The following is a 528-nucleotide window of genomic DNA, read 5'->3' as shown; positions in this document are numbered from 1 at the left end:
CCCCTCCCTCACCATTTACAAGAAGTTGGTAGTCTCCTTCTTCGACCCCTACATACATCCCGATGCGGTTGTTTGCAATCTGTTTTTTCCCATATCCGGCATCTTCCAATGCATTCCATGATTCCTGAAGAAGCAATCTTTGCCGCGGATCCATGGTTTCCGCTTCTCTTGGGGAAATTTCAAAAAATAATGGATCGAACTCACTGATTCCCGGAATACTCCCCATCCACTTGCAATTTGTTTTCCCTGTATCCTTCTCTGAGTCCCCATAATAATCCCGCCAATTAAAACGATCCCCCGGTATTTCCTTCACCACATCCAACCCGGCTTCCAATATCGCCCACATTTCTTCGATATTTCTCGCTTGCGGGAATCGCCCACTCATGCCGATTATTGCAATGGGCTCAGGAATATTGCTTTCGTCACGGTTCTTCATGAATCGAGAGTTCATTGTTCTCTTTTTACGCGGTTCGAACAATACGATGGGCTCTTGCTGTCCTTTTTCTTCAACGACATTAACACCTTCCC

Annotated in this window: 1 protein-coding gene; it reads right to left on the bottom strand. The window is 46.0% G+C overall.

Going from position 1 to position 528, the window contains the following annotated elements:
* Window positions 1-528, bottom strand: a 528-nt coding sequence (locus HQN90_RS38200; protein WP_173228004.1) for a beta-ketoacyl synthase N-terminal-like domain-containing protein, incomplete at both ends; no start/stop codon positions are given.

Origin of the sequence: Paenibacillus alba, from assembly GCF_013204855.1 — a bacterium.
Classification (GTDB): domain Bacteria; phylum Bacillota; class Bacilli; order Paenibacillales; family NBRC-103111; genus Paenibacillus_E; species Paenibacillus_E alba.
Note: the sequence above shows the minus strand (reverse complement) of the source record. Positions and strands in the feature narration are given on the sequence as shown.